Genomic DNA, 26,392 nt, shown 5'->3' on the forward strand with positions numbered 1-26,392 from the left:
AGGCCGAGGGTCACGCTGGCGTGACGCTCGAGGCCCGAGTCAGGCGATCGGATACGGCCAGGGGTTGAACCGGCAGGTCTTCCCGTCGGCCTTGACGAAATCGGGGTCGAACTTGGCGGCGTCGTCGTTCGACGTGGAGAACGTCTGCTGCATCATCACCGGCGCCAGGCCGCCCTGCTGCTCGCACGGCTCGTGCCGCACGTACCCGATCGCGTGGCCGACCTCGTGGTTGATCACGTACTGCCGATACGAGCCGACGTCGCCCTCGAAGGGCACGGCGCCGCGCACCCAGCGGGCCTCGTTGATGAACACCCGCGCCTGCCGGTCAGGTCCGTAAACCGGGTTGTAGCAGGAGGTCTCCAGCCGGAATTCGTAGCCGCACCCACCGCGCACTGTGACCGGGGACACCAGCGAGATCCGGAAGTCGGGCTTGCCGTTATCGATCCGGACGAAGGCGAACTGCGGGTTGTGCGTCCAGCCCTTGGGGTTGGACAGCGTCTGGTCGACCATCTCGGCGAAGGCCTCGTCGCCGCCGAACATCGTTGGGTCGATGCCGTTTTCGACCTCGACGGTGTACTTGAACACCTTGGCGGTGCCCTGACCCACCTGGGGCATCGTGCCGGGCACGACGTGCCAGGTCTTGTCGCCCGCCTCGGTGAAAGGCCCGCCGTCCGGCAGCGTCCCGGCGGGCAGGTTGGCGTCGAAGGCGGCGAGCCCGCGGGGTGGCGCGTCAATGATCGACGTGCCCACCGCGCCGATGTCCGGTGTGCCCTGGATGGATTGCGCGGCCGTCGGTTTCGGCGCGCTGGTTCCGGTGACGGTCTGGTAGATCACCAACCCGGTGAGCACCGTCAAAATGGGCAACGCGTACGCCCGCCAGCCGTAGGTCGAGACGAACCGTCCCAGCCACGTTTGCTTGCGCCATTGGCGCGGCCGCTCGCGGTCGGCGCGGGTCCGTCCGACCCCCGGGCCGATCGGGTCACGAAGCGCGCGAAGTGGTTCTCGCCACTCGTCGCGCACCATGGGAACCCGACCGGTGCCGCGCACGGGCCGCTGGGACGTCATTGCCCCAGGATTGCACAGCTGGCACGGTGGCCGCCCTTGGCGCGCCCGAATGCGGCGCGCGACACCGTGTCTGCCAGCGGCGACGGCGGCGATGACGATCGCGAACGCACCATGGGTAGTAATGTCTTTGCGACGAGCCGCGAGCGGCGGCGACAAACCAAATGAGGACCCGATGAGCGATCTCGCCAAGCCGGCGGCACGACGCGCCGTCAAGCCGGCCGAACGTAGTCGGCCGGGCGATGGCGTCGTGACGGCCAACCGGCGGGGCAACCGCTTGCCGCGCGACGAGCGGCGGGGCCAACTGCTGATCGTCGCCAGCGACGTCTTCGTCAACCGCGGCTATCACGCGGCCGGCATGGACGAAATCGCGGATCGGGCCGGTGTCAGCAAACCGGTTCTGTACCAACACTTTTCGAGCAAACTTGAGCTGTACCTGGCGGTGCTGCACCGGCACGTCGACAACCTGGTCTCCGGTGTGCAGCAGGCCTTGAGCACCACCACCGACAACCGGCGGCGGTTGCACGCGGCCGTGCAGGCGTTCTTCGACTTCATCGAGCACGACAGCCAGGGCTACCGGCTGATCTTCGAGAACGACTACGTCACCGAGCCCGAGGTCGCCGCGCAGGTGCGGGTCGCCACCGAATCCTGCACCGACGCCGTGTTCGATCTGATCAGCGCCGATTCGGGCCTCGACCCGCATCGCGCCCGGATGATCGCGGTGGGGCTGGTCGGCATCAGCGTCGACTGCGCCCGGTACTGGCTGGACTCCGACCGCCCGATCTCCAAGGCCGACGCCGTCGACGGCACCGTGCAGTTCGCCTGGGGCGGGCTGTCACACGTGCCGCTTACTCGCCCTTAGCGCCCTTTCCCGCGTGCTTGCCGGCCGTCTCGGCCCCGATACCGAACCCGACCCGGCGGGCGTCCGCGACACCGATTTCGACGTAGGCGATCTTGGAGCTCTGGATCAGGAAGCGTCGGCCCCGCTCGTCGTTCAGGCTGAGCAGGCCCGAGCTGTCGCGCAGCGCGCCCGCCACGAGCTCTTCGACTTCGGCTTGCGTCTGCGTACTGGACAGGACCAGCTCCCGCGGACTGTCCGTGATACCGATCTTGACCTCCACGGTGGCCCCTTCCGTTCGTATCAATGGCGTTGAAGTCGTCAGACGTGTCAGCAGCAGGCTAGTGGACGCGCCTTCACCGCATGTCTCCCCGGCCCCCCGGTTCGCGGTAAGCGAACCGCGGCCCGACCGAACATAACGATTCGCTCCCAGCTCGGCCAACATGGCGTTCGTCGCCCGGCCGCCCATAGTCACATCGGTAACATCGGCACCATCAGAAACATGCTCACCGATCGTCTCGGCCCGGTTTACGACTACCCCGACGACGACTACGACGGAGCCGACACCGAGGACCTGGGCGGCTACGGCGACCTCGCCTGGCCCGCCGACACCCGCTGGCGCCCCGCCGCCGCGATCCTGGGCGCGGTGGTGGCCTTGGGCGCCGTCGCGACCGCCGTCATCATCAACAGCGGCGACAGCGCGTCGACGAAGGCGACCGTCGGGGCGCCGCCGCCACGGCCTTTGACCTCCGCGCCGCCCGCGCCCCGGACCCCAATCGCGCAGCCCAGCCCGTCGGCGAGCCCCTCCCAGACACCCCTGCCGCCCGAGACGGTGACCACCCTGGCCCCACCGCCCAGCGCGTCCACCACCCTGCTGCCGACGCCGACCGCGGCGCCGCCCCCGCCGGGCGCACCGCCGCCGGTCGCGCTGAACCCGCGCACCGTGATCTACAGCGTCACGGGGACGAAACAGCTGCTTGACCTGGTCAACGTCGTGTACACCGACGCCCGCGGCTACCCGCAGACCGAGTTCAACGTGTCGCTGCCGTGGTCGAAGGTGGTCGTTTTGAACCCGGGTGTGACGACGGAGTCGGTGGTCGCGACCAGCTTCATGGGCCGGCTCAATTGCGCGATCGTGAACGCCGCCGGCCAGCCGGTGGTGGCGTCGGCCAACAACGGCGTGATGGCGACCTGCACCCGCTAGATCAGCTCAGGCCGAGTTCGCGCATCCGCCGGTCGTGCGTCTGCTGCAGGCGGTCGAAGAACGCGCTGAGCTGACCAAGGCCGCCGGGGCCGGACACCACCAGGTCGACGAGCTCGTCGTGCTCGGCCAGCACGTACTGGGCCTGGGTGATCGCCTCCCCGAAGAGCCGGCGGGACCACAGCGCCAGCCGGCTGCGCTGCTTTCCGCTGGCCGTCACCGCGGCCCGCACCTCGGCGACGACGAACTGCGAGTGCCCGGTTTCCGACAGCGCGGCCCGCACCACGTCGGCGATCTCGTCGGGCAGCCCGTCGGCGATCTCCAGGTAGAGGTCGGCGGCCAGCGCGTCGCCCACGTAGGTCTTCACCAGCGCTTCCAGCCACGTGCTGGGCATGGTCAACCGGTGGTAGTTCTCCAGCGCCGAGACGTACTTCGCCATCGCCGGCACCACGTCGACCCCGCGGCGTTCCAACGCGTCGCGCAGCAGCTCGTAGTGCTGCATCTCTGCGGCGGCCATGCTCGCCATCGAGATCCGTCCGCGCAGGTCGGGGGCCATCCGCGCCTCGTCGGTGAGCCGGTAGAACGCGGCGACCTCGCCGTAGGCCAGCACCGCGAACAACTCGTTGACGCCAGGGTGATCCGCCGACAGCCGGGAGGCCGGCGGATCGGCCGCCTGATCGGATTCCAGGTCGGCTTCCAGGTCGGCTCCGGAGGGCCCGGAAAGGGGCGGGGTCATGGCAACACTCTAGTCGGCGGGTTTAGCACCAAATGGGCGCCAGCTTTCGACCAGCTATCATGGATGCAGGTATTGGCTGAATTTTTATCGCCGCCAGTATCTGCGAAATGTGCGTGCACAGCTGGCCCAGGATCTTCGGGCCGCGACTCGGCGACGTATTCGTAGTCGGAACTCGTGCGCGCGTGACCGCGACAGAGAACACCGACACAACAGGCGAATAACGTCACCGAAAGGCTTTCATCCGCGTATGACCGCACCCACCAGCACAACTGAACTCACCTTTGCCAAACTCGGCGTCCGCGACGAAATCGTCCGCGCACTGTCGGAAAAGGGCATCGAGAGCCCGTTTGCCATCCAAGAACTGACCCTGCCGCTGGCCCTCGCCGGCGACGACGTGATCGGCCAGGCCCGCACCGGCATGGGCAAGACCCTCGCGTTCGGCGTGCCGCTGCTGCAGCGCATCACCGCCGGCGCCGGCGTCCGGCCGCTCAACGGCACGCCCCGCGCGCTGGTCGTGGTGCCCACCCGCGAGCTGTGCCTGCAGGTGACCGAGGACCTGGCGGCCGCCGCCAAATACCTGACCGCCGACGACGACCGCCGTCTTTCCGTCGTCTCGATCTATGGCGGGCGGGCCTACGAGCCGCAGATCGAGGCGCTGCAGACCGGCGCCGACGTCGTGGTCGGCACCCCCGGCCGGCTGCTCGACCTGGCTCAGCAGGGCCACCTGCAGCTGGGCGGGCTGTCCATGCTGGTGCTCGACGAGGCCGACGAGATGCTCGACCTGGGCTTCCTGCCCGACATCGAGCGCATCCTGCGGCAAATCCCCGAAGACCGGCAATCGATGCTGTTCTCGGCGACCATGCCGGGCCCGATCATCACGCTGGCCCGCACGTTCATGAACCAGCCCACCCACATCCGCGCGGAGGCGCCGCACTCCGCGGCCACGCACGACACCACCGAGCAGTTCGTCTACCGGGCCCACGCGCTGGACAAGGTGGAGCTGGTCAGCCGCGTGCTGCAGGCCGAGAGCCGCGGCGCGACGATGATCTTCACCCGGACCAAGCGCACCGCCCAGAAGGTCGCCGACGAACTGGCCGAGCGGGGCTTCAAGGTCGGCGCCGTGCACGGCGACCTGGGCCAGATCGCCCGGGAGAAGGCGCTCAAGGCGTTCCGCACCGGTGACATCGACGTGCTCGTCGCCACCGACGTGGCCGCCCGCGGCATCGACATCGACGACGTCACCCACGTGATCAACTACCAGATCCCCGAGGACGAACAGGCCTACGTCCACCGGATCGGCCGCACCGGGCGCGCCGGCAAGACCGGGGTCGCGGTCACCCTGGTGGACTGGGACGAGCTGCCCCGCTGGACGATGATCGACAAGGCCCTGGGCCTGGAGACCCCGGACCCCGCCGAGACCTACTCCAGCTCGCCGCACCTCTACGACGAGCTGGGCATCCCCACCGAGGCGGGCGGCACGATCGGCTCGCCGCGCAAGTCACCGGTCAAGCGCCGCGACACCGAACGCGACGGCCGCCAGGGGTCGGAAAAGGCGGAGAAGTCCGGCCGCTCGCGCTCCGGCGCGCGGCGACGGCGCACCCGCGGCGGCCAGCCCGTCAGCGCGCACCCCGCCGCCACGAACGGCGAAACCCCCGCGGAGACGACGTCCGGCGCGCCCACCGGCACCTCCGGGAGCAGCCGGCGCCGCCGTCGGCGCCGCAAGCCGGCCGACACTCCAAGCACCGCAGCCGCCGCAGCCAACTGAGCCCGCGCCGCCGCATGGTCAAACCGGAGCGCCGCACCAAGGGCGACATGTTGGCCGCGGCGGCGATCGCGATCGTCGTCGCCCTGGTGGCGGCGCTGATCTGGTGGACCAGCGACGCACGGGCCACCGTCAGCCGCCCCGCGGCTACCCCGGCACCGGCCCCGACGCCCGCCCGCGAAGTCCCGGCCGCCCTGAAGCAGCTGTGGACCGCGCGAAGCCCCGGCACCACCGCGCCCGTCGTGGTCAGCGGGACTATCGCCACCGCAGACGGCCGCCAGGTCGACGGGCGCGACCCGGGCACGGGCCAGTCTCGCTGGAGCTACGCGCGCGACACCGACCTGTGCGGGCTGTCCTGGGTCTACCACTACGCCGTCGCCGTCTATAAGGACGACCGCGGGTGCGGGCAGGTCAGCACGCTCGACGGCGCCACGGGCCGGCGCGGCGCCGCGCGCAGCGGCTACGCCGACCCAAGCGTGCGCCTTTCCTCCGACGGCACGACGGTGTTGTCAACCGGCGACACCCGGCTCGAGCTGTGGCGCTCCGACATGGTCCGGATGCTGGCCTACGGCGAGACCGACGCCCGGGTGAAGCCGTCGGCGCGCGGGCTGCACTCGGGGTGCCGGCTGATCTCGGCGGCGGCCAGCTCGTCGGCGGTGTCGGTGCTGGAGAGCTGCGCCCAACAGGCCGACCTGCGGCTGGTCCTGCTGCGCCCGGGCAAGGAAGACGACGAACCCCAGCAACATGTCGTGGCCGAACCCGGGATCGGGGCGAATTCGGGCGCCCGGGTGCTGACCGTCTGGGAGAACAACACCGCGGTGTATCTGCCGTCCCCGCAACCCAGGGTCGAGGTCGTCGACGACACCGGCACGACCGTGGCGAGCACGCTGCTGGCCAAGCCACCGACGAAATCGGCGGCGGTGTCGCAGACGGGCAACCTGGTCACCTGGTGGACCGGCGATTCGTTGATGGTGTTCGAGGCGAGCAACCTGACCCTGCGCTACACGATCGCCGCGGGCGAGACGACCGCGCCGCTGGGCCCGGGCGTCATGATGGCCGGCCGGCTACTGGTGCCGGTCACCGGGGCGATCGGCGTCTACGACCCGCTCAGCGGCGCGAACGAGCGCTACATCCCGGTGAACCGGGCGCCCAGCTCCGCCGCGGTGGTCCCGGCCGCTTCGGGATCGCGGGTGTTCGAGCAGCGCGGTGACACCGTGGTGGCGCTGGGCTGAGCCCGGCCGTCGCGTGTGAATCCCGGACGGCGACACGCCGAGCGGCCGCGCCGTCAGCTCACACTGAAAGCCGTCAGTTCACACGGAAAGCTGTCAAATCTCGACGGCGAACGTCGGCAGCGGCTTGCCCGTCTTCCAGTGCTTGAGCAACGCCTTCGCCAACTCGGCGTACGCCACCGCGCCCTTGTTCTTGCGCCCCGCCATCACCGACGACCCCGAGGCGCTCGCCTCGGCGAACCGCACCGTACGCGGGATCGGCGGGGCGAGGACCGGCATTCCGTAGCGGTCGGCGACGTCGACCAACACGTCGCGGGTGTGGGTGGTGCGGGAGTCGTACAGCGTCGGCAAGGCGCCCAGCAGCCGCAGGTCCGGGTTGGTGATCTGCTGGACGTCGGCGACCGTGCGCAGGAATTGACCGACGCCGCGGTGCGCCAGCGTCTCGCACTGCAGCGGCACGATGACCTCGTCGGCCGCCGTCAGCCCGTTGAGGGTGAGCACGCCCAGTGACGGCGGGCAGTCGATGACGACCACGTCGAACTGGTCGGCGAGCTTGGCGAGCGCGCGTTTGAGCGCGTATTCGCGGCCGGCCCGCATCAGCAGCATCGCCTCGGCGCCCGCGAGGTCAATGTTGGCCGGTAGCAGCGTCATTCCCTCCATCGTGGTCACCAGCGCGGCGTTCGGCTCGACCTCACCGAGCAGCACCTCGTGCACCGACACCGGCAGCTTGTCGGGGTCCTGGCCGAGCGAGAAGGTCAGGCAACCCTGCGGATCGAGGTCCACCAGCAGCACCCGCTGGCCCTCGTCCGCCATCGCCGCCCCAAGCGACGCGACCGTGGTCGTCTTGGCGACCCCGCCCTTCTGGTTGGCCACCGCCAATACCCGGGTCTTACTCACTAGCGCCCGCCCCTCCTTGTGTTGCCACGGTCACAGTGCCCATCCTGGCATGTTCGGTGGCCATGCGCTCTAAGCAAACGGCCCGGGATGTCGTCCGGCAGAATCGGTCGGCATGGGCATCTACAACCACCGGCTGGTGCTGCTCCGCCACGGCGAGACACCGTGGTCCAAATCGGGCCAGCACACGGGTCGCACCGACCTCGAGCTCACCGATCACGGCCGGGTCCAGGCCGAGCTCGCCGGCCGCGTTCTCAGCGAACTGCACCTCGCCGACCCGCTCGTCGTCAGCAGCCCGCGCATTCGAGCGCTGACCACCGCCAAGTTGGCCGGCCTCACCGTCGATGAGGTGTCCCCCATGCTCGCCGAGTGGGACTACGGCGACTACGAGGGGCTGACGACCCCGCAGATCCGGGAATCCGACCCTGATTGGCTGGTGTGGACGCACGGATGCCCGGGCGGCGAGAGCGTGGCGCAGGTCAGCGACCGCGCGGACAAGGCCGTCGAATTTGCGTTGGGGCACATGGGCACGCGCGACGTGGTGTTCGTCGGCCACAGCCACTTCTCCCGCTCGGTGATCACGCGCTGGGTGGAGTTGCCGCTGGTCGAGGGCAGCCGGTTCTGGATGCTCGCCGGCTCGTTCGCCGTGTGCGGGTTCGAGCACGGAGTGCGACAGCTCATGGCGCTCGGGCTGACGGGCAACCCACAGGCGATCGCACCCGGGTGAGCGCCGAACCGCCGTTCGCGCTGTGCGGGCCCCAGGGGACGATGGTCGCCGACGGGGTGCGCACCAGCTACAGCGACGTCGCTGCTGCCCAGGAGGCGCTGGGGTCTGGATCCGCCCCAATAGTGTTGGGCGCGTTGCCATTCGACGTGAGCCGGCCCGCAGCCCTGCTGGTGCCGGGCGCCGTCCGTTCCACCGATGGGCCGCCCGACTGGCCGGCGGGCCCGCTGCCGCCGGTGCGCGTCGCCGCCGCGGTCCCGCCGCCGGCCGACTACCGCGCCCGGATCGTTCGCGCCCGCGACGAGTTGGCGGCGGAAGCCAACCCGCTGCACAAGGTGGTGCTGGCCCGCGCCCTGCAACTGGTCGCCGACGCGCCGCTGGATGCCCGCGTGATCCTGCGCCGGCTGGTCACCGCCGACCCGGCCGCCTACGGCTACCTCGTGGACCTGAGTGCCGCCGGCGACGACTACGCGGGCGTGGCGCTGGTGGGCGCCAGCCCCGAACTTCTGGTCGCGCGCACCGGCGATCGCGTGGTGTGCCAGCCGTTCGCCGGTTCGGCCCCGCGGGCCGCCGACCCGGAAGCCGACGCGGCCAACGGGGCCGCGCTGGCCCGTTCCGCCAAGGACCGCCACGAACATCGCCTAGTGATCGACACCATGCGGGCGGCGCTGGAACCGCTGTGCGACGAACTGACCATCGCCGAAGAACCCCAGTTGAGCCGCACCGCGGCGGTCTGGCACCTGTGCACCCCGATCAGTGGCCGCCTGCGCGACAAGTCCACCACCGCAATCGATCTGGCGCTGGCCCTGCACCCCACCCCGGCGGTCGGCGGCGTTCCGACAAAGGCCGCGACCGAGCTCATCGCCGAGCTGGAGGGTGACCGCGGCTTCTACGCGGGAGCCGTGGGCTGGTGCGACGCCGGCGGCGACGGCCGCTGGGTGGTGTCGCTGCGCTGCGCGCAGCTGTCGGCCGACCGCCGCACCGCGCTCGCGCGCGCCGGTGGGGGCATCGTCGCCGAATCCGACCCCGACGCCGAACTCGCCGAAACCACAACGAAATTCGCCACCATTTTGAGCGCGCTGGGAGCCGGGCAATGACGGAAAACATCCGCAGCACCAACCCGGCGGACGCCGGCGATATTACCGACATGATTCACGCGCTCGCCGAATTCGAACGTGCCCCCGAGCAATGTACCGTCACCGAAACGCAAATTTCGGCAGCGCTTTTCGGCAATTCACCCATCCTGCACGGGCACGTGGCCGAGGTCGACGGCGAAGTCGCCGCGATGGCGTTGTGGTTCATGAACTTCTCCACCTGGGACGGGGTGGCGGGCATCTACCTAGAAGACCTGTTCGTGCGGCCCGGTTTTCGCCGCCGCGGCCTGGCCCGCAAGCTCCTGTCGGCGCTGGCCCGCGAGTGCCTCGACAACGGCTACACCCGGTTGTCGTGGGCGGTGCTGAACTGGAACGTCGACGCGATCGCGCTGTACGACGGCGTCGGCGCCGCGCCGCAGCGCGAATGGACCACCTACCGGCTGTCCGGCCCGCCGTTGGCCGAGCTGGCGGAGCGGCCCTGATCGCGGCCGGCTGCCCAACGCACCGCCGCCGGAGTGAAGAGCAAGACCAACACGCTCAGCGCCACGACGCCCAGCGGAACGCCGAACGCCGGCCGGTGCGAGCCGACCGCCAGGTACCACGCCACGGGCAGCAACAACAGTTGCGTGAAGACGCCCAACCCACGGCCCCAGCGCTTGCCGAGCACCAGCGCGCGCCCCGCGGCGAGCACCACGGCGCCGACGAGGAGGAACCACACGGCCGTGCCCAGCCCGTTGACCACGCGTTGGTCGGCCCCCGCGATTCCCCGCACCACCAGCACCGCCGCCATGAGCAGCGCCGCCACACCCTCTACCGCGACGATCACACCCGCCGCGCGGACGGCGGACGGGGCGCGCGGGTTCACAGCGCCAGCGTAGTCACGGGCCATTGCCGCACAGCGGGGCCATAACGGCCCCGCCTAAGCTCGTGGATCATGCGCGCCGTGCTGATCGTGAATCCCACAGCCACGTCCACCACCGCAGCCGGTCGCGACCTTCTCGCGCACGCGCTCAAGAGCCGCCTGCAGCTGACCGTCGAACACACCGGTCACCGGGGTCACGGCACCGAACTCGCGCACAAGGCGGTCGAGGACGGGGTCGACCTGGTCGTCGTGCACGGCGGCGACGGCACGGTGAGCGGCGTGGTGAACGGCCTGCTGGGCCGCCCCGGCACGGCGGCCTCGGGGCACGTGCCCGCCCTCGCGGTGGTGCCCGGCGGTTCGGCGAACGTGCTGGCCCGCTCGCTGGGCATCTCGCCCGACCCGGTCGCCGCGACCAACCAGCTCATCCAGCTGCTCGACGACTACCGCGGTCACCAGACGTGGCGCCGCATCAGCCTGATCGACTGCGGGGAGCAGTGGGCAGTGATCAACGCCGGGATGGGCGTCGACGCGGAGGTGGTGGCCGCGGTGGAAAGGCAGCGCAACAAGGGCGTCAAGGTCACCCCGTTGCGCTACTGGCGCGTGGCGATCCCCGTCACCTTGGCTTTTCGCCGTCGCGCGCCGATCCTGACGGTGGAGCTGGCCGGCCGCGAGCCCGTCAGCGGCGTGCACTTCGCGTGGGTGTCCAACACCAGCCCGTGGACCTACAGCAACAGCCGCCCGCTGGTCACCAACCCCGGCTGCAGCTTCGAGTCGGGCCTCGGGGTGTTCGCACTCACCGAGATGAAGGTGTTCCCCACGCTGCGGCTAGTCAGCCAGCTGCTGGGCAACGGTCCGAAGGGCGAACCGAAACAGCTCATCCGCGACGACGACGCCACCTGCCTGCGGGTGACCTCGACCGACGGCCCGGTGGCGAGCCAGTTCGACGGGGACTACCTCGGCCTGCGCCAGACCATGACTTTCAGGACGGTCCCGGATGCGCTGCCGGTGGTCGCACCGCCCGGAAAAAACCACCTCTGAGCTGCACAGACCGGCTAACCGGACGAAAATCACAGGGGAAATCGCCCGGCAGTGTAGTACAACGGACTAAGGGCTCGAATAAGAAGTCTGTGAAGTGAGATAGCCCACGAGCTACGCACGACTATTGACATCTGTAGAGCCTGTGAAACGATCGAAAGGTTGCATGCAGAAATTCATGTAGGGGCGCGGACCCTTTTCTTGTGCACGCTTTAACAGCCGAAGAAAAAGACCGTGCGCCTTGCTGCGCACTCAGTGAGGAGTAACAACTTATGGATTGGCGCCACAAGGCGGTCTGTCGCGACGAGGACCCGGAGCTGTTCTTCCCGGTAGGGAACAGCGGCCCGGCGCTCGCGCAGATCGCTGACGCGAAACTGGTCTGCAATCGGTGCCAGGTGACCACGGAATGCCTGTCGTGGGCCCTGAACACCGGCCAGGACTCGGGCGTCTGGGGGGGCATGAGCGAAGATGAGCGGCGCGCACTCAAGCGTCGCAACGCCCGGACGAAGGCACGCAGCGGAGTCTGACGCAGTCTGCATACGGTGCGGCCCCGACAATCGTCGGGGCCGCACCGTTGTGTAGGCGTCCGTCTATATCAACAATCTTGTCCGCCGCCCGATCGGCACCCGCAACACCACATCGGTGCCGCGGGCCGGGGCGTGCCGCATCCCCAGCGTCCCGTCCAGCTCCGCCGACACCAGGGTCCGCACGATCTGCAGGCCCAGGCTGTCGGAGTTGTCCAGGCTGAACCCGTCGGGCAGTCCGCGGCCGTCGTCGTGCACGACGACGTCGAGCCAGCGCGCCGAGCGCTCGGCGCGAATGGTGACGGACCCTTCCTGGGCCGCCGGGTCGAAGGCGTGCTCGATCGCGTTCTGGACGAGTTCGGTGATCACCATGATCAGGGCCGTCGCGCGGTCGGAGTCCAGCACGCCGAGGTCGCCGACCCGGTTGATGCGAATCGGCCGGTCCACCGACGCCACGTCGTTCATGATCGGCAGGATCCGGTCGATGACCTCGTCGAGGTTCACCTGCTCGTCCACCGACATCGACAGCGCGTCGTGGACCAGGGCGATCGACGACACCCGGCGCACCGACTCGATGAGCGCCTCCCGTCCCTCGGCGTTGGCGGTCCGGCGGGCCTGCAGGCGCAGCAGCGCGGCCACCGTCTGCAGGTTGTTCTTCACCCGGTGGTGGATCTCGCGGATGGTCGCGTCCTTGGAGATCAGGGCCCGGTCGCGGCGCTTGACCTCGGTGATGTCGCGGATCAGCACCGCGGCACCGGCGCTGGCACCGTGCACCACCAGCGGCAGCGTCCGCAGCAACACCGTGGCGCCCCCGGCGTCGATCTCCATCCGCATGCTCCGCCCGCCGGCGAGCAGGTCGAGCACGTGCTCGGCCAGCTCCTGCGCCTCGAACGGGTCGGAGATCAGCGGCCGAGTCACCTTGACCAGGTTGCGGCCCTCCAACTCGGACGTCAGCCCCATCCGGTGGTACGCCGACAGCGCGTTGGGGCTGGCATAGGCGACGACACCGTCGACGTCGAGGCGGATGAAGCCGTCGCCGGCGCGGGGGGTCGAGCGCGACATGACCACGTCGCCGACGTCGGGGAAGGTGCCCTCGGCGAGCATGTGCATGAGGTCCGTGGCGCATTCCTGGTAGGCGGTCTCCAGCTGGCCGGACGCGCGGACGGCGGCTTCCGCGGTTTGGTGCCGGGTCAGCACCGCGACCACGTTGCCGCCGTAGCGCACGGGGGACGCCTCGACGTGCGGGCCGGGCAGCTCCGACGAATGTTGTTGGCCCGCAGGGTGTTCCTGCACGACGGCTCCGGTGTCGAAAGCCTCGGCGACGAGCGACAGCCGGTCGGCGGGGACGACGCTGCCCACGGCGTCGGTGAGCAGCACCGTGGGCGCGGTGTTCGGGCGGCACTGCGCCACGCACACCAGCACGCCGTCGTCGCGGCGAACCCACATCAGGTAGTCGGCGAACGACAGGTCGGCCAGCAGCTGCCACTCCCCCACCACCGCGTGCAGGTGATCCACCGCGTTGCCCGGCAGCATCGTGTGTTCGGCGAGCAGATCACCGAGCGTGGACATCCATCACCCCCGCGTCGATTCCCGGCGGCAGATACGAACGGCCCAAGCGGCTAGCTGATGACGGCGATAAGGTCGCCCGCCTGAATGACGTCGCCCACCGACACGCTCACCTTGCTGACGGTGCCGTCGACTTCGGCCAGGACCGGGATCTCCATCTTCATCGACTCCAGCAGCACCACCGTGTCGCCCTTGCCGATCTGGTCACCCTCGCTGACAACGACCTCGAGCACGCTGGCCACGATCTCGGCGCGAACATCCTCCGCCATCTTCACCCCACTCATCCTGGCCGTTGGTGCATGCCGACTGCTGGTCTGTTGAGCTCATGTATATCGAACCACAGGACCGGCCGGGACCGCGGCACGCGGGGCGTGAGACAATGTGAGACAAGCTAACGGGTGCGCGGCGCCCGACCAATCACGGAGGTTCGAAGAGATGGCCAAGCGTGGCCGAAAGAAGCGCGACCGCAAGTACAGCAAGGCCAACCACGGCAAGCGGCCCAACTCCTGACGGAGTAGCTACTCCACCCCTCGGATGATGGTGGTCCGGCGGATTTCCAGCCGGAGGCGTTCCTTGAGGCCCTCGGGGGCCTTCTCGCCCGTGCACTTGGTCGCGATCAGCGCCTTGAGGCGTTCCTCGATGCCGTAATGCTGGAAGCATCCGGGGCACGCCTCGAGGTGCTGGCGCAGCCGCTCCTTCGCCTCGGGCGTGCACTCGCCGTCGAGCAGGGTCCATACCTCAGCGATCACTTCGGCGCAGCCCAGGCCGTGGGAATGGCTGTCATCGGCGCGGGGCTCGGCAGGGCCGGCAGACTCGCTCATGACGGCACCTCCTCGTGCGCATGTTGGCCACGGTTGAATCCGCGCTCCTTGGCCACGTCGGCCAGGAGACCGCGCAGCTGACGTCTGCCGCGGTGCAGCCGAGACATTACCGTCCCGATCGGCGTGTCCATGATCTCGGCGATTTCCTTGTACGGGAAACCCTCGACGTCGGCGTAGTAGACGGCCATCCGGAACTCCTCCGGCAACGCCTGCAGCGCCTCTTTGATCTCGTTGTCGGGCAGCGCCTCGAGCGCTTCGACCTCCGCCGAACGCAGTCCGGTCGAGGAGTGCTCGGCGTTGGACGCCAACTGCCAGTCGGTGATCTCCTCCGTCGGGTACTCGGCCGGCTGGCGCTGCCGCTTGCGGTAGCTGTTGATGTAGGTGTTGGTCAGGATCCGGTACAGCCAGGCCTTGAGGTTGGTGCCGGCCCGGAACGAGCGGAAGCCCGCGTAGGCCTTCACCATCGTTTCTTGCAGAAGGTCCTCGGCGTCGGCGGGGTTGCGCGTCATGCGCAGCGCACCACCGTAGAGCTGGTCCAGCAGCGGAATCGCGTCGCGCTCGAATCGCGCCGTGAGTTCCTCGTCCGTCTCCTGCGGCGGTGCCGGCTCGGCAGCCCCCAGAGTCGCCTCGCCGTCGGTATCGGCCATCTTCAGTAACACGGTCCCTTCTGCAGCGATGTCGCCGGCCGGCACCCAGAAAGCCGCCGAGCTCGCAAGCGACCGGGTCAACTGCTCGTCCCGCTGGGCAGCGCCCATTAGGCACGTCGCGGTTGGCACCAGACTGCTCCTCCCAATCTAAAGGCTGCCCCCGACAGTGTCCGTCCGGGCTGCGCATCTGCATCAGAAACCGACTGTTTTAACAGCATGGGGCAGCCGGCTATTTCCCGGGCGGAATCGGGAGCGGTTCGGGCGTGGCGTTAATGTGACGCCATGTCCCTGAACGGCAAGACCATGTTCATCTCCGGTGCCAGTCGTGGAATCGGCCTGGCGATCGCAAAACGCGCCGCGCAGGACGGCGCCAACGTCGCGCTGATCGCCAAGACCGCCGAGCCGCACCCCAAGCTGCCGGGCACGGTATATACGGCCGCCAAGGAGCTCGAGGACGCGGGCGGGCAGGCCCTGCCGATCGTCGGGGACGTCCGCGACCCGGATTCGGTCGAGGCGGCGGTGGCCAAGACCGTCGAGCAGTTCGGCGGCATCGACATCTGTGTGAACAACGCGTCGGCGATCAACCTGGGCTCGATCACCGAGGTGTCGATGAAGCGGTTCGACCTGATGAACGGCATCCAGGTGCGCGGCACGTACGCCGTCTCGCAGGCCTGCCTGGCGCACATGAAGGGCCGGGAGAACCCGCACATCCTGACGCTGTCGCCGCCGGTGCTGCTCGGCAAGGAGTGGTTGAAGCCGACCGCCTACATGATGGCCAAGTTCGGCATGACGCTGTGCGCGCTCGGGATCGCCGAGGAGATGCGCGAGGCGGGCATCGCGTCGAACACGCTGTGGCCGCGCACGCTGGTCGCCACGGCCGCGGTGCAGAACCTGCTCGGCGGCGACGAGGCGATGGGCCGGGCCCGCAAGCCCGAGGTGTATTCCGACGCGGCCTACGTCATCCTCAACAAGCCCGCCCGCGAGTACACCGGCAACATGCTGCTCTGTGAGGACGTGCTGGTGGAATCCGGCGTCAAGGATCTGTCGGTCTACGACTGCATCCCCGGCTCCAAGCTCGGCGTCGACTTCTGGGTCGACGGCGTCAACCCGCCGGGGTATACCGGGCCTTAAGGACCCCAAAGTGGCTGCGACGCCGGCCATCGCGGCGCTCGTCAAAGCCGGTGTGCCGCACGAGATCGTCAAGTTCGATCACGATCCGCGGGAATCGTCGTTCGGCGTGGAGGCGGTCCACGCGCTGGGCCGGGCCGGCGTGGTGCCGGAGCAGATTTACAAGACGCTGATCATCGCCGTGCCGAATGGGCTGGCCGTCGCGATGGTGCCCGCGGCGTCCAGATTGTCGCTCAAGGCCGCCGCCGCGGCGCTGGGAGTGGCCAGGGCCGAGATGGCCGAACCCGGTGCGGCCCAACGGGCTACGGGATACATCGTCGGCGCGGTGTCGCCGTTCGGGCAACGCAAGCGCCTGCCCGCGGTCGTCGACGCCGGCGCGCTCGCCTTCGACCGGGTGTACTGCAGCGCCGGCCGTCGCGGGTGGGACGTCGCCGTCTTGCCGCAGGACCTGATCCGGCTGACTGGCGCGGTCACCGCGGACATCCGGGCCTAGGCGCGTGCCCCCGGGTCCGCGAGCGTAACCGCACTGCGAAAATCCGCGCCAAATTTCGCAGCCAGGTTAGGCTCGCGCGCCAAAGGTGTTGCAGCCTAAGGTCGGTCGCCCGCCTCGCTGAGAAATCCCTCGATGACGGGGGCGAGTTCGGTCGCGTTGTGCACGATGTCGATATGACCGCCCGAATGCAGGTGCAGAATGGAATGGGGCAGCAGCCGGTGCAGGATGTGGGCGTTGACCACCGGGATGATCGGGTCGTCGGTGCCCGACACGATCAGCGTCTCCTGCCGCACGGCGGGCAGCGCGAACAGGCTCGTCCAAATCGACCCGGCGAGCAGTTGGTGCAGGTAGCCCATCTTCGATCCGGCGTGCAACTGCCGCACGAACAGGCGCGCCACGTCTTCACCGTGGGCGCGCACGGTGCCGCCGTAGAGGTCACCAGCGATCGAGGCGGCGTAGTCGGGATCCGAAAACCTGCGCGGGGTAATCATTTTGGACAGCACCGATAAGCGAGCGGGCACCATCAGCACGCCGGTGCCGGTCGCCACCAACACCATGCGACGGCAACGGCGCGGGTTCTGGAAGGCGAACTGCTGCGCCAGGGCACCGCCCCAGGACAGCCCGAAGATGTCGACCACGCTGATGCCGAGTTGGGACAGCACCCGGCCCAAAACCCAGGCGAGGTAGGGAATCCCATACGGCAGCGGCGAGGTCGGCGATCCCCCGGTGCCCGGCACGTCGAACCTGATCACGGTCATCGGCAGCTGTTCGACCAGCGGGTCGAGCACCTCGAGGCTGGCGCCGATGCCGTTGCACAGCACCAGTGGCACGCCCGTTCCTTCGCGCAGGTTCACCCGGATCCGCTGACCGCCCGCGCTGACATAGCGCTCCTCGCCGATCGTGCTCGGCGTTACCACGCGCAGGCGCCGCCGCGGCGCGCCACGCTTGCTCACTTTTCCATCACATAACCGCCGGGGGCCGGACCGAGCGGCGGAAGGCCTTCTGCCCCAAGGACTGCCGGGGCGTCGACCTGCGGGCCGCTGCGCTCGGCGAGCCAGCCGGCGTAGTCCGGCCACCAGGAGTCGCTGGACTTCTGCGACGACTCCAGCCACTGCTTCGGGTCTTCGGCATCGACGGGACCGGTTCGGAACGACGCCTTGGGGTTGCCGGGCGGGTTGACCAACGCGGCGATGTGGCCGCTGGTCGACAGCACAAAGCGGTTGTCCTTGCTGCCCAGCAGTCGCGCGCTGCGATAGGTAGCCTGCCACGGGCAGATGTGGTCGGCGATCCCCCCGACGACGTACGCGTCGGCGGTGACGTTCCCCAGGTCGACCGGACTGCCCAGCATGGTGAGCGCGCCCGGGGTGACCAGGGCGTTGCGCTGTGCCATCAGGATCATGTCGCGGTGCAACGCGGCGGTCATCCGGGTGGTGTCGGCGTTCCAGAACAAGACGTCGAAAGCCGCCGGCTTGCGGCCCTGCACATAGTTGTTCACCCAGTAGCGCCAGACCAGGTCGGTGGGCCGCAGCCAGGCGAACATCTCCGCCATGTCGCGCCCGTCCAGGTAGCCCTTCCGGCGCGAGACCCGAATCGCCGCCTGGGCCGCGCGGTCGCTCATCATGGCGGCCGCGAAACCGGCCCGAGTCTCGTCGAGCACGGTGACCGACAGGTTGAGGCCCGCGATGCGGTCGCCCTCGCCGATGTCGGCGAGGTGGGCCGCCGTCATCGCCGCCAGGATGCCACCCGAGCAGGTGGCCAGCAGGTGGGTGCTGTCGGTTCCGGCGATCTTCTGCACCGCGTCCATCGCCTCGACGATCGCGGCACCGTACGCGTCGAAGCCCCAGTCCCGGTGCCGCTTTTGCGGATTGCGCCACGAAATCGCGAAGACCTGTTGCCCTTGCTGGACGAAGTACTCGATCATGCTGCGCCCGGGGGCGATGTCCATGATGTAGAACTTGTTGATCACCGGCGGCACCATCAGCAACGGGATCTCGTTGACCTTCGGCGTTTGAGGCGCGTATTGGATCAGCTCGAACATCGACGTCCGCAGGACGACCGCCCCCTTCGTGACGGCCACGGTCTCGCCCACCACGAACGCGTCGGGCTCGACCATCGCGGGCACCCTGGGCTTCGAAAGCATGTCCCGCGCAAAGGCTTTCAGCCCGCGCACGGCACTAAGCCCGCCGGTGTCGATCATCGCCTTCCAGCCCAGCGGGCTGATCAGCGGGTTGTTGCTCGGGGCCAGGCCCTCGATAAGGTTGTCGATGACGAACCGCATTCTCTCGTTGTCCCGCCAATCCAGCTGGGCGTCGACGAGCAGCCCCTCGGCGGCCTCGCTCGCCGCGAGGTAGGCCTGCATGATCCGGTGCAGGACCGGGTTGTCCTGCCAGGCGGGGTCGGAAAAGCGCTTGTCGGCCCGGGCCGGGACGCGCTCCGAATTGCCCGCCGCGACGGCGCCGAGCTCACGCGTCAGCGCGCCGACCCGGCCGGCGACCGCGCCGGGTTGCTTGGCGAGGTTGACACCGAAGCGGGTCCAGGTGTCGTCGGGCATCATCCGGCTGACGAACGGCTTGGTGGCGCTGGTCAGCAGCAGGTCGAGCGGGGCGGCGAGCTCGTCGGGCTTGGTCGTTTGGGTGGTCATGGCTATCGCGTGCTTTCGGTTGTCGGGGCGGTGATTTCGCGTTTGAGAAGCTTGCCGGTCGGTCCCTTGGGCAGCGCGTCGACGAGCCACACCAGGCGCGGGTACTTGTACGCGGCCACCCGCGCTTTGACGTAGTCGCGCAACTCTTCCGGCGTCGCGGCCGCGCCCTGTTTGAGCGCGACGGCGGCGCCGACCTCTTCGCCGAGGGAATCGTGCGGGACGCCGATGACGGCGGCCTCGGCCACCGCGGGGTGCTCGTAGAGCACCTCCTCGATCTCGCGGGGATAGACGTTGTACCCGCCGCGGATGATCATGTCCTTGGTGCGGTCGACGATGTAGAAATAGCCGTCTTCGTCGACGCGCCCGACGTCGCCGGTGTTGAGCCAGCCGTCGGCGGTGACCGCGGCCCTGGTCGCGTCCGGAAGGTTCCAGTAGCCCTTCATCACGTTGTGGCCGCGGATCTGGATCTCGCCCGTCTCCCCCCGCGGGACCTCGACCCCGTCCGGGCCGACCACCCGCATCTCGACGCCCTCGATCGGGGTGCCGATCGAGCCCGCCTTGCGGGGCCGGTCCGGATGGTTGAACGCGGCCGCCGGGGAACTCTCGGAAAGCCCGTACCCCTCGAGAACCGTGCATCCGAAAGCCTTTTCGAAGTCCGTGAGGACCTGCAGAGGCAGCGCCGCGCCGCCCGAGACGCAGGTACGCAGGCTCCGCGTCGCCCGGGGCGCCGCCTCGTCGGCCACGCCGAGCAACGCCGAATACATGGTCGGCACCCCTTCGAACACCGTGACGGCGTCCCGCTCGATCACCTCGAGGGCCTTGGCCGGGTCGAAGCGCGGAATGAGCGTCAGCGTCGCACCGCCGAGCACAGAACCGTTGAGGGCGCACGTCAACCCGAAGACGTGGAACAACGGCAGGCAGCCCATCACCACGTCATCGGGCCCGAGGTTGACCAGCGTCCGGATACTGACCTCGGCGTTGCGACCGAGGTTGCCGTGGGTCAGCATGGCGCCCTTGGGTTTGCCCGTGGTCCCGGACGTGTGCAGGACGACGGCGACGTCGTCGTCGTCGCGCGGCACCGGGGAGGTTTGGGCGGGCAGGTCGGCGATGAGGTCCGCCAGCGCGGCGTCGTCGACGATCCAGCAGTGCGCCCCCGTCTCGGCCGCTGCGCCGGTCGCCTCCTCGGCGAAGGCCGGCGTCGCGAACAACGCCTTGGCGGCGGTGTTGGACAGGTAGTAGGCCACCTCGCGGTGTTTGAGCAGGGGATTCATCGGGACCGCGACGGCGCCCCGATACATGATGCCGTAGAACACGACGGCGAACGCCGGCGTGTTGGGCAGCATCACGCCCACCCGGTCGCCCGGGCCGATTCCCGCGCGCTCGAGCAGCGTCGCGACCCGGGCCGCGGCGGCGTCGAATTCGGCGTAGGACAACCGCAAGTCGTCGCAGCGCAGCGCCACCTGTTCTGGGTGGCGATCTTTCGATGCGACGAGGTTGGCGCTCAACGAGGTCATGGGGTGCCTCCGGGACGTGGTTTCCTGCGTGCATCAAGCGTGATCCGGGCGGCCCTGGGGGACAATGTTGCGCGAAACAACCTCCGCGCCGGTTGGCTGTGACCCGTCACATTCGCCGGCGTCCGGGAATAAGGTTTGCGGTATGGGCGTGGCATCGAAAAGCCGCGGCGTCCGGCCGGGCGCAACGGTGGACCCACACGTCGTGGAACTCGGCAGGCTCATGCTGGCCCGTGCCCCGGAGTTGGGGATGGCGATGGCCGACCAACTGTGCCGCGAGATCGCGGCCTACCGCGACGGCAGCGTCGTCACGAAGGAACAAGTGGCCGAAAGCTGCGTCGCGAACATGACGTTCATCTTCGACTCGCTCACCGGCGGCGCCGACGTCGACGTCTCGCCCGCGGAGCGCACCGGCACCGAGCGCGCGCTCGCCGGTGTGCCGCTGCCGGCGGTGATGACCGCCTATCGCATCGGTTTTCGCGCCGCGTGGGAGGAGACCCTGTCCGTCGCCCGGGCCGCGGCGATACCGACCGACGCCATCTTGGATGCCACCGCCCGGATCTTCTTCGCACAGGACACCTTCACCCAGGCGATGGCCACCGCCTACCGCCAGCAGCTCACCACGCAGATTCTCGAGCGCGAGGAAGAACGGTCGGCGTTGGTGGAAGCGCTGCTGGCTCACCGCATCACCGACAGCCAAAGCCTTTGGGAGGCAGCCGATTTGCTGCGATTGCCCACCTCGGGACCCTACGCCGTGGTGGCGGCCGAGCTGCCCGCGATCGGGAAGCTGGGATTGCCGGCGATCGAGAACAAGCTGTCGGCCCGCGACATCCGGTCGGCGTGGCGGCTGCTGCCCGACCTGCAGGTGGGCATTGTCCACCTCCGGGGCCCGGAACCGACCGACGGGCTGAACGCCCTCGTCGAGGTGCTCCGCCAGGCCGCAATCGCGCGAGTCGGCATCAGCCCGGCGTTTCAGGAGCTTGCCGACACCAGCGACGCGCTGCGACTGGCCAGGGTCGCGGTCACCGGCAAGCCCTCCGGCGAATCGCTGGTCTCCCTTTTCGACGACACCCCGCTCGCCGTCGCGGCGGTCAGCGCGCCCGAAGCGATGGCCAGGATCAAATCGATGGTGCTGTCGCGCGTCGACGAACTGCCCGACGAGGAACGCGCCATCCTGATCGACACGTTCCGGGCCTGGGTCGAGGCGGGCGGCTCGGCCAACGACACCGCGGCGAAGATCTTCTGCCACCCCAACACCGTGCGGCACCGGTTGCGCCGCATCGAGGAGCTGACGAGCCGATCCCTCTCGCGGCCAAGGGATCTCGCCGAGCTGTGCCTGGCCTTCGAGGTCGAGCGGCGACTGCCCTAGCCGGTCAACGCCTTCGCCCGGCTGCGGGTTTGGAACGCCGTGATGACGTCCATGATGCCGATGACTATCAGCCACCACCCGGCCACCAGGGTCAGGACCGCCATCGAATCGATCGGCGAGATGATCAGCACGCCGCCGCCGATCACGAGGATCACACCGGAGAGCGCCTGCCAGCCGCGTCCGGGCATGTGATCAAAGGACAGCGCAGCGACGAGCAGCGTCATGCCCCGGAAAACCCAGCCAATGCCGATCCACAGCGCCAAGAGCCAGATCGCCTCGAATTTATCGCGGAAGCAGAAGAATCCCAGCACCAGCGAAACGACGCCGGTGAGGAATGCCAGCACGCGCATTGCCGCACCGGCGTGCGTGCCAAATGCAGCAAACATGTATCCGATGCCGGATACCACCAGGTAGATGCCGAACAGGACACCCGCTACCAGCAGCGTCTTGCCAGGCCAGACCAGCACGATGACGCCCAGCGCCACCGCGGCGAGGCCGATGAGCAGGAGCAGCTGCCAAGCACTGCGGGCAAGCTGCCGTAATGGACCTTCAAACACGGTCTGATCGGTATTCGTCATGTCAATATGATTCGCCCTCGTCTGCGTAAAGAAAATGTCTTTGGCGACACAATTCGGTATCGCACAATGGCGGGGCCAATATCTCGCAGCGCTCTGTGATAACGGGTCGTCCGCGGCGCCCGATTGTCGCCGGAAGACAACAACGCGTCGCAAGTTCGTTGCTCGGCGACATCCGTGCGGCGGCCGGCGCCGTTAAGTTCTGCCGCGAATCAGACCGCAACATCTTCGATTCCGCTCAGCGGGGAAACGCAGGCACATCATGTTCGAATCAATGCTGGTGATCGCGAGCTACGTGACGGCGATCTTCGCCCCCGTGCTGATTCCGGTGACCGTTCACGCCGTCCACTTCTTCCGCGACCTGCGACCGACCTACCGGCCGTTCCGTGCGGTCGCGGCGGTTCGCCTCCCGCGGCTCGCGGTGCCTCGTCGCGTCGCCGCTCCCGCGATGGGCTGACCCTCAGGGTTGGCGCAGCACCGCGCTTCCGTACCAGTGGCAGGCGAGCAGCGCCACCTCCACGTCGAGCCGGTCGGTGCCGATCTCCCGCCCGCGCCTCGCGACGGCACGGCCGACCCGGTACTTGACCGAGTTGAAGTGCATGTTCAATTCCTCGGCGGCCAGCTTGTAGCTGGAACCGCAACCCAGGAAGACACGCAACGTCTCCCGCAGTCGCGCGTCGTTGTCGGTGTCGCTCGCGAGATCACCGAGCACCGTGGCGACCCAGCCCCGCATTCGGTCGACGTCGCCGCCCAGTCCCGCCACGACCGACAGCCCCGGATCGGTGGCGGCGACCACCGTCGGAGTCGAAGCGTTCGGCCGCCGCCCGGCCGCCGCGACGCCGCGGGCCTCCATCGCTTCCCGGTGGGTGCGGCGAAAACCTTCGACACCGGCTCCGGCCGACCCGAGCGCCACGTTCGGCGAGTCCGGACGGGTCAGCACAAACCGGCGGATCTTCGTGACCAGGTCGGCGGCGTCGATCGGCGCGGCACGGTACGGCAGCCACCCCCATGCGCAGCTTTGGTCGGCGGCCACGAACAGCGGCCCGGCGTCGGAGGCGACGGCTTCGCCCAGCTCACGCAGGAATCGTTGCAGCCTGGCCAGGTCGTCGGCCGCGCCATCGCCCTCCGTGTACCACGTGACGAGCCCCAGGTGGTACCAGCGCAGCGGATAGCGGATCGCCGTGGTGGCCGCGTCGGCGTCGACGGTCTTGGTGGCCGCCAACACCTCGCGCACCCGCAGGCCGCGCAGGCTGTTCTGGTTCTCCAGCCACCGCTCGCGTTCGTCTTCGTAGACGGCGACGACCTGTTGGGACATCCAGTCGATGTAGGAGAACATCGCGGCGCTCATCGTCTCGATGACCGCCACCCGCAACCCGTCCGGGATATCGACCTCGCGCAGCTCGGCGAAGATCAGCTCGTTCATGCGGCGCTGGCCGAGCCGGTAGGCGCGCACCAGCGCGTTGACGGGCACCCCGTGCTGCGCCAATCGGCGGGCATACTCCAGCGCCGCGGTCGGCGCCTCGACGCGCTCGACCGCGATGTCGTAGCGCAACGCGTGCAACATCGTGTCGACGTTGCCCTCGATGCTCGCACCGAGCAGCTCCATGATCCGTGCATCGCGCGGCAGGTCCGGGATCTGGTTTTCCAGGGCGCGATGGATCTCCGCCGTCGCGTCGGCCAACCGCCCGTGCAATCGGCCGGCGACCTCGGCGACACAACTCCTCACCCCGACGTTCAAGTCGTCGAAGTGCGATTTCTTCACCTCAATGACGTTAGACGCGACGTTGTCTTCTGGCGATAACTCCGGCGAGCGGTTTTGTCGATCGGCGACTGTGTCCCGCCGCACACGGAACCTAGCGTTGCGGCCACGCTTACTCCCGACGCCGAAGGAGCGAAGGAAATGGGATTCACCAAGCCCGTTCTCCCAGCGGTCGACCCGGACAGCTTCCTCAAGAAGCCACTGACGGAGCGAACGCGGATCCTCGTCCTCGATTGGGCCGAAAACGGCTTCGGCTCACCGAGGATGGTGCACACCATCTACCTCCTGAAGTTGGTCGTGTTCTTCGCGATCGGTGGCATCACGGTCGCGACGGCGACCTCGGGGCTGCCCGCCTTCTGGCACGTCACCCAGTGGTGGAACCAACCGATCGTCTACCAGAAGGCGATCCTCTGGACGGTGCTGCTGGAAGCCATCGGCGTCGCCGGTTCATGGGGACCGTTGGCCGGCAAGGTCAAGCCGATGACCGGCGGCATCCTGTTCTGGGCCCGGCCCGGCACCATCCGGCTGCGCCCGTGGAAGTGGGTGCCGTTCACCGCCGGTGACCGGCGGACCTGGTTCGACATCGCGGTGTACGTGGCGCTGCTGGGCAGCCTCGCCGTCGCGCTCCTGTCGCCCGGCGTGCACAGCGATTCGCTGTCAAAGGCGTTGCCCCACAACACTTCCGGGTTGGTGAACCCCGCGCTGCTCGTCGCGCCGATCGCGCTGCTGGTGCTGATCGGGCTGCGCGACAAAACCATCTTCCTCGGCGCCCGCGGCGAACAGTACTTGCCGGCGCTGTTCTTCTTCGCCGCATTGCCGTTCGTCAACATGATCATCGCGTGCAAGTTGCTCATCGTGGTGGTGTGGATCGGTGCCGGGTTCTCGAAATTCGGTAAGCACTTCTCCAACGTCATCCCGCCGATGGTCAGCAACACAATCTACCTGCCCACCCGGGTGCGCCGGGCGCACTATCGCGACTTCGGGCGCGACATGCGGCCGTCGCGGCTCGCGGACTTCATGGCGCACGTGAACGGCACCACCGTCGAGATCGCCGCCCCACTGGTGCTGTTTTTCTCGACGAGCAGGTGGCTGACGCTGGCGGCGGCGATGTTGATGGTGGGCTTCCACCTGTTCATCATCTCGACGTTCCCGCTGGCGGTGCCGCTGGAATGGAACGTCGTGTTCGCGTACACCACGATCTTCTTGTTCCTCGGGTTCCCGAACTGGAACGGTTACGCCCCGTGGGACATGACGCCACCCTGGCTCGCCCTCGTGATCGCCGCCGCCCTGCTGTCCTACCCGGTGCTGGGCAACCTGCGGCCGGACAAGGTGTCCTTCCTGCCCTCGATGCGGCAGTACGCGGGCAACTGGGCCTCGGCGCTGTGGACGTTCACGCCGGGCGCCGAACAGAAACTGAACCGGGTCACCCGCACCGCGTCAAACCAGATCGATCAGTTCATCAAGGGCGGCTACGAGCCCAAGTGGGCGGAGATCACCCTGCAGAAGGCGATCGCTTGGCGCAGCATGCACAGCCAGGGACGCGGCTTGTTGTCGCTGCTGTTGAACCGCCTGCCCGACGTCGACACCCGCACCGTGCGCGAGGGTGAATTCGTGTGCAACTCTCTGATCGGCTTTAACTTTGGCGACGGTCACCTGCACAATGAAGACTTGATCCGCGCCGTGCAGAGCGAAGCCGCATTCGAACCGGGCGAGTGTGTCATCGCCTGGGTCGAGTCCGAGGCATTCGGCAGCGGCGTGCAGCACTACAAGCTGATCGACGCGGCGCTCGGCGTCGTCGAGCGGGGGACGTGGAAGGTGGCCGACGCGGTCGCCGAGCAGCCATGGCTGCCGAACGGCCCCATCCCGCTCCAGATCGGCTGGTCGCTGCTCGGCGCGGCGACGGTTAAGGAAAGCGCGCTGG

Annotated in this window: 29 protein-coding genes; 15 read left to right on the forward strand and 14 right to left on the reverse strand. The window is 68.6% G+C overall.

The window, feature by feature from the left end:
- Positions 1–39: 39 nt before the first annotated feature.
- Positions 40–1,065 carry a DUF3152 domain-containing protein gene (locus A5712_RS26325; RefSeq protein WP_068112222.1) on the reverse strand — a complete coding sequence of 342 codons (1,026 nt, stop codon included), beginning with the start codon at positions 1,063–1,065 and terminating at the stop codon, positions 40–42.
- A 172-nt stretch (positions 1,066–1,237) separates the two neighbouring features.
- Here A5712_RS26325 and A5712_RS26330 point away from each other — a divergent pair, with 172 nt between their 5' ends.
- Complete coding sequence (locus tag A5712_RS26330; protein WP_068112225.1) at positions 1,238–1,924, forward strand: TetR/AcrR family transcriptional regulator; 687 nt, start codon at positions 1,238–1,240, stop codon at positions 1,922–1,924.
- On the opposite strand, the gene A5712_RS26335 is transcribed toward A5712_RS26330, so the two are convergent.
- Positions 1,911–2,183 carry a DUF3107 domain-containing protein gene (locus tag A5712_RS26335; RefSeq protein ID WP_068112228.1) on the reverse strand — a complete coding sequence of 91 codons (273 nt, stop codon included), beginning with the start codon at positions 2,181–2,183 and terminating at the stop codon, positions 1,911–1,913. The genes A5712_RS26330 and A5712_RS26335 overlap by 14 nt on opposite strands.
- 201 nt (positions 2,184–2,384) lie before the next feature.
- Between A5712_RS26335 and A5712_RS26340 the strand changes: the two genes are divergently transcribed.
- The gene (locus tag A5712_RS26340; RefSeq protein ID WP_068112233.1) at positions 2,385–3,104 is read left to right on the forward strand and encodes an MmpS family transport accessory protein; all 720 of its coding nucleotides are present in this window, start codon (positions 2,385–2,387) and stop codon (positions 3,102–3,104) included.
- 1 nt (position 3,105) lies between these two features.
- Here A5712_RS26340 and A5712_RS26345 read toward each other — a convergent pair whose 3' ends face one another.
- Positions 3,106–3,837, reverse strand: a complete 732-nt coding sequence (locus A5712_RS26345) for a ferritin-like fold-containing protein (protein ID WP_068112235.1) — start codon at positions 3,835–3,837, stop codon at positions 3,106–3,108.
- A 247-nt stretch (positions 3,838–4,084) separates the two neighbouring features.
- Between A5712_RS26345 and A5712_RS26350 the strand changes: the two genes are divergently transcribed.
- Entirely contained in the window at positions 4,085–5,602 is a 1,518-nt protein-coding gene (locus A5712_RS26350) for a DEAD/DEAH box helicase (RefSeq protein WP_068112238.1), read from the forward strand.
- 14 nt (positions 5,603–5,616) lie between these two features.
- Positions 5,617–6,831 (forward strand): hypothetical protein, encoded by a 1,215-nt coding sequence (locus A5712_RS26355; RefSeq protein ID WP_068112241.1) that lies wholly within the window; start codon positions 5,617–5,619, stop codon positions 6,829–6,831.
- A gap of 93 nt (positions 6,832–6,924) precedes the next feature.
- Here the strand turns inward: A5712_RS26355 and A5712_RS26360 are convergent, their stop codons facing one another.
- Positions 6,925–7,725 carry a ParA family protein gene (locus A5712_RS26360; protein WP_068112245.1) on the reverse strand — a complete coding sequence of 267 codons (801 nt, stop codon included), beginning with the start codon at positions 7,723–7,725 and terminating at the stop codon, positions 6,925–6,927.
- A gap of 112 nt (positions 7,726–7,837) precedes the next feature.
- Between A5712_RS26360 and A5712_RS26365 the strand changes: the two genes are divergently transcribed.
- From A5712_RS26365 to A5712_RS26375, 3 genes are read left to right on the forward strand one after another with little or no spacing between them, the layout of a single operon-like run.
- Entirely contained in the window at positions 7,838–8,449 is a 612-nt protein-coding gene (locus tag A5712_RS26365; RefSeq protein WP_068112249.1) for an acid phosphatase, read from the forward strand.
- Between the two features lie 41 nt (positions 8,450–8,490).
- The gene (locus A5712_RS26370) at positions 8,491–9,543 is read left to right on the forward strand and encodes an isochorismate synthase MenF (RefSeq protein WP_156766780.1); all 1,053 of its coding nucleotides are present in this window, start codon (positions 8,491–8,493) and stop codon (positions 9,541–9,543) included.
- The gene (locus tag A5712_RS26375; RefSeq protein ID WP_068112256.1) at positions 9,540–10,022 is read left to right on the forward strand and encodes a GNAT family N-acetyltransferase; all 483 of its coding nucleotides are present in this window, start codon (positions 9,540–9,542) and stop codon (positions 10,020–10,022) included. The genes A5712_RS26370 and A5712_RS26375 overlap by 4 nt, the downstream gene beginning before the upstream one ends.
- Here the strand turns inward: A5712_RS26375 and A5712_RS26380 are convergent.
- Positions 9,974–10,405, reverse strand: coding sequence for a hypothetical protein (locus A5712_RS26380; protein WP_231982249.1), 432 nt, complete (start codon positions 10,403–10,405; stop codon positions 9,974–9,976). The two genes, A5712_RS26375 and A5712_RS26380, sit on opposite strands and share 49 nt — an antisense overlap.
- Before the next feature lie 69 nt (positions 10,406–10,474).
- Between A5712_RS26380 and A5712_RS26385 the strand changes: the two genes are divergently transcribed.
- Positions 10,475–11,440, forward strand: a complete 966-nt coding sequence (locus A5712_RS26385) for a diacylglycerol kinase family protein (RefSeq protein ID WP_068112263.1) — start codon at positions 10,475–10,477, stop codon at positions 11,438–11,440.
- A 269-nt stretch (positions 11,441–11,709) separates the two neighbouring features.
- Positions 11,710–11,964, forward strand: coding sequence for a transcriptional regulator WhiB1 (gene whiB1, locus A5712_RS26390; protein ID WP_066932419.1), 255 nt, complete (start codon positions 11,710–11,712; stop codon positions 11,962–11,964).
- 63 nt (positions 11,965–12,027) lie between these two features.
- On the opposite strand, the gene A5712_RS26395 is transcribed toward whiB1, so the two are convergent.
- Together A5712_RS26395 and A5712_RS26400 are read right to left on the reverse strand one after the other, a co-directional pair.
- Positions 12,028–13,530, reverse strand: coding sequence for a sensor histidine kinase (locus tag A5712_RS26395; protein WP_068112266.1), 1,503 nt, complete (start codon positions 13,528–13,530; stop codon positions 12,028–12,030).
- A gap of 50 nt (positions 13,531–13,580) precedes the next feature.
- The gene (locus tag A5712_RS26400; protein WP_067159260.1) at positions 13,581–13,796 is read right to left on the reverse strand and encodes a biotin/lipoyl-binding carrier protein; all 216 of its coding nucleotides are present in this window, start codon (positions 13,794–13,796) and stop codon (positions 13,581–13,583) included.
- Between the two features lie 166 nt (positions 13,797–13,962).
- On the opposite strand from A5712_RS26400, the gene A5712_RS32780 reads away from it, so the two are divergent.
- A complete protein-coding gene (locus tag A5712_RS32780) occupies positions 13,963–14,037 on the forward strand; it encodes a 50S ribosomal protein bL37 (RefSeq protein ID WP_003416889.1) in 75 nt (24 codons plus the stop codon).
- Between the two features lie 8 nt (positions 14,038–14,045).
- Here the strand turns inward: A5712_RS32780 and rsrA are convergent, their stop codons facing one another.
- Positions 14,046–14,348, reverse strand: coding sequence for a mycothiol system anti-sigma-R factor (rsrA, locus tag A5712_RS26405; protein ID WP_068112269.1), 303 nt, complete (start codon positions 14,346–14,348; stop codon positions 14,046–14,048).
- Positions 14,345–14,995, reverse strand: a complete 651-nt coding sequence (locus A5712_RS26410) for a sigma-70 family RNA polymerase sigma factor (protein WP_173817447.1) — start codon at positions 14,993–14,995, stop codon at positions 14,345–14,347. The genes rsrA and A5712_RS26410 overlap by 4 nt, the downstream gene beginning before the upstream one ends.
- A 282-nt stretch (positions 14,996–15,277) precedes the next feature.
- On the opposite strand from A5712_RS26410, the gene A5712_RS26415 reads away from it, so the two are divergent.
- Both A5712_RS26415 and A5712_RS26420 read left to right on the forward strand, forming a co-directional pair.
- A complete protein-coding gene (locus A5712_RS26415) occupies positions 15,278–16,126 on the forward strand; it encodes an NAD(P)-dependent oxidoreductase (protein WP_068112275.1) in 849 nt (282 codons plus the stop codon).
- Positions 16,127–16,136: 10 nt separating this feature from the next.
- A complete protein-coding gene (locus tag A5712_RS26420; RefSeq protein WP_068112280.1) occupies positions 16,137–16,616 on the forward strand; it encodes an aminoacyl-tRNA deacylase in 480 nt (159 codons plus the stop codon).
- Between the two features lie 95 nt (positions 16,617–16,711).
- Here A5712_RS26420 and A5712_RS26425 read toward each other — a convergent pair whose 3' ends face one another.
- From A5712_RS26425 to A5712_RS26435, 3 genes are read right to left on the reverse strand one after another with little or no spacing between them, the layout of a single operon-like run.
- Complete coding sequence (locus A5712_RS26425) at positions 16,712–17,539, reverse strand: alpha/beta fold hydrolase (RefSeq protein WP_068112296.1); 828 nt, start codon at positions 17,537–17,539, stop codon at positions 16,712–16,714.
- A gap of 26 nt (positions 17,540–17,565) precedes the next feature.
- Positions 17,566–19,257 (reverse strand): alpha/beta hydrolase, encoded by a 1,692-nt coding sequence (locus tag A5712_RS26430; RefSeq protein WP_156766779.1) that lies wholly within the window; start codon positions 19,255–19,257, stop codon positions 17,566–17,568.
- Positions 19,258–19,259: 2 nt separating this feature from the next.
- Complete coding sequence (locus tag A5712_RS26435; protein WP_068112283.1) at positions 19,260–20,771, reverse strand: long-chain fatty acid--CoA ligase; 1,512 nt, start codon at positions 20,769–20,771, stop codon at positions 19,260–19,262.
- 142 nt (positions 20,772–20,913) lie between these two features.
- On the opposite strand from A5712_RS26435, the gene A5712_RS26440 reads away from it, so the two are divergent.
- The gene (locus A5712_RS26440) at positions 20,914–22,137 is read left to right on the forward strand and encodes a CdaR family transcriptional regulator (RefSeq protein ID WP_082973677.1); all 1,224 of its coding nucleotides are present in this window, start codon (positions 20,914–20,916) and stop codon (positions 22,135–22,137) included.
- Here A5712_RS26440 and A5712_RS26445 read toward each other — a convergent pair.
- Positions 22,134–22,715, reverse strand: coding sequence for an HdeD family acid-resistance protein (locus A5712_RS26445; protein WP_068112285.1), 582 nt, complete (start codon positions 22,713–22,715; stop codon positions 22,134–22,136). The two genes, A5712_RS26440 and A5712_RS26445, sit on opposite strands and share 4 nt — an antisense overlap.
- A 259-nt stretch (positions 22,716–22,974) precedes the next feature.
- On the opposite strand from A5712_RS26445, the gene A5712_RS26450 reads away from it, so the two are divergent.
- Positions 22,975–23,169 carry a hypothetical protein gene (locus tag A5712_RS26450; RefSeq protein WP_068112288.1) on the forward strand — a complete coding sequence of 65 codons (195 nt, stop codon included), beginning with the start codon at positions 22,975–22,977 and terminating at the stop codon, positions 23,167–23,169.
- Between the two features lie 3 nt (positions 23,170–23,172).
- Here A5712_RS26450 and A5712_RS26455 read toward each other — a convergent pair whose 3' ends face one another.
- Positions 23,173–24,474, reverse strand: a complete 1,302-nt coding sequence (locus A5712_RS26455) for a CdaR family transcriptional regulator (RefSeq protein ID WP_068112291.1) — start codon at positions 24,472–24,474, stop codon at positions 23,173–23,175.
- 138 nt (positions 24,475–24,612) lie between these two features.
- Here A5712_RS26455 and A5712_RS26460 point away from each other — a divergent pair.
- A partial coding sequence (locus A5712_RS26460) for a DUF3556 domain-containing protein (RefSeq protein WP_068112294.1) occupies positions 24,613–26,392 on the forward strand: 1,780 nt, incomplete at its 3' end.

It is taken from the genome of Mycobacterium sp. E2327 (assembly GCF_001672675.1).
Taxonomy (GTDB): Bacteria; Actinomycetota; Actinomycetes; order Mycobacteriales; family Mycobacteriaceae; genus Mycobacterium.

What these genes read in the sequence shown, in the direction of transcription:
- A5712_RS26325 (WP_068112222.1), bottom strand. Translation starts at nt 1,065, where the DNA reads ATGACGTCCCAGCGGCCCGTGCGCGGCACCGGTCGGGTTCCCATGGTG.
- A5712_RS26330 (WP_068112225.1), top strand. Translation starts at nt 1,238, where the DNA reads ATGAGCGATCTCGCCAAGCCGGCGGCACGACGCGCCGTCAAGCCGGCC.
- A5712_RS26345 (WP_068112235.1), bottom strand. Translation starts at nt 3,837, where the DNA reads ATGACCCCGCCCCTTTCCGGGCCCTCCGGAGCCGACCTGGAAGCCGAC.
- A5712_RS26350 (WP_068112238.1), top strand. Translation starts at nt 4,085, where the DNA reads ATGACCGCACCCACCAGCACAACTGAACTCACCTTTGCCAAACTCGGC.
- A5712_RS26355 (WP_068112241.1), top strand. Translation starts at nt 5,617, where the DNA reads ATGGTCAAACCGGAGCGCCGCACCAAGGGCGACATGTTGGCCGCGGCG.
- A5712_RS26365 (WP_068112249.1), top strand. Translation starts at nt 7,838, where the DNA reads ATGGGCATCTACAACCACCGGCTGGTGCTGCTCCGCCACGGCGAGACA.
- A5712_RS26370 (WP_156766780.1), top strand. Translation starts at nt 8,491, where the DNA reads ATGGTCGCCGACGGGGTGCGCACCAGCTACAGCGACGTCGCTGCTGCC.
- A5712_RS26375 (WP_068112256.1), top strand. Translation starts at nt 9,540, where the DNA reads ATGACGGAAAACATCCGCAGCACCAACCCGGCGGACGCCGGCGATATT.
- A5712_RS26385 (WP_068112263.1), top strand. Translation starts at nt 10,475, where the DNA reads ATGCGCGCCGTGCTGATCGTGAATCCCACAGCCACGTCCACCACCGCA.
- whiB1 (WP_066932419.1), top strand. Translation starts at nt 11,710, where the DNA reads ATGGATTGGCGCCACAAGGCGGTCTGTCGCGACGAGGACCCGGAGCTG.
- A5712_RS26395 (WP_068112266.1), bottom strand. Translation starts at nt 13,530, where the DNA reads ATGTCCACGCTCGGTGATCTGCTCGCCGAACACACGATGCTGCCGGGC.
- A5712_RS26400 (WP_067159260.1), bottom strand. Translation starts at nt 13,796, where the DNA reads ATGGCGGAGGATGTTCGCGCCGAGATCGTGGCCAGCGTGCTCGAGGTC.
- rsrA (WP_068112269.1), bottom strand. Translation starts at nt 14,348, where the DNA reads ATGAGCGAGTCTGCCGGCCCTGCCGAGCCCCGCGCCGATGACAGCCAT.
- A5712_RS26410 (WP_173817447.1), bottom strand. Translation starts at nt 14,995, where the DNA reads ATGGCCGATACCGACGGCGAGGCGACTCTGGGGGCTGCCGAGCCGGCA.
- A5712_RS26415 (WP_068112275.1), top strand. Translation starts at nt 15,278, where the DNA reads ATGTCCCTGAACGGCAAGACCATGTTCATCTCCGGTGCCAGTCGTGGA.
- A5712_RS26430 (WP_156766779.1), bottom strand. Translation starts at nt 19,257, where the DNA reads ATGACCACCCAAACGACCAAGCCCGACGAGCTCGCCGCCCCGCTCGAC.
- A5712_RS26435 (WP_068112283.1), bottom strand. Translation starts at nt 20,771, where the DNA reads ATGACCTCGTTGAGCGCCAACCTCGTCGCATCGAAAGATCGCCACCCA.
- A5712_RS26440 (WP_082973677.1), top strand. Translation starts at nt 20,914, where the DNA reads ATGGGCGTGGCATCGAAAAGCCGCGGCGTCCGGCCGGGCGCAACGGTG.
- A5712_RS26445 (WP_068112285.1), bottom strand. Translation starts at nt 22,715, where the DNA reads ATGACGAATACCGATCAGACCGTGTTTGAAGGTCCATTACGGCAGCTT.
- A5712_RS26450 (WP_068112288.1), top strand. Translation starts at nt 22,975, where the DNA reads ATGTTCGAATCAATGCTGGTGATCGCGAGCTACGTGACGGCGATCTTC.